Raw genomic sequence first — 230 nt, 5'->3', positions numbered from 1 at the left:
CGGCAGCAGGCAAAACGATGACGGTCAAGCTGCCAAAGAATGGTGCTTTCGCGGTATATGATGAGGAAGGATTATGCGTCAACTATACCATTGTCAGCGGCAACAACAAAGTGACTCTGCCCAAGAGCGGAACGATTGTATTTGCTGGGGCGCCGGGTTCGGAATTTAAAATAACAATGAAATAAGCTGTATATATTTCAACATGGGTATGGTCAATTGCGAAAAATCAG

General features: G+C 44.8%; 1 protein-coding gene. It reads left to right on the top strand.

Translation table 11 applies throughout. The features are described from left to right. A partial coding sequence (locus tag AMS66_RS12990; RefSeq protein WP_144424486.1) for a hypothetical protein occupies window positions 1-185 on the top strand: 185 nt, incomplete at its 5' end. Window positions 186-230 lie beyond the last annotated feature (45 nt).

The sequence above is a fragment of the Paenibacillus xylanivorans genome (assembly GCF_001280595.1).
Classification (GTDB): domain Bacteria; phylum Bacillota; class Bacilli; order Paenibacillales; family Paenibacillaceae; genus Paenibacillus; species Paenibacillus xylanivorans.
Note: the sequence above shows the minus strand (reverse complement) of the source record. Positions and strands in the feature narration are given on the sequence as shown.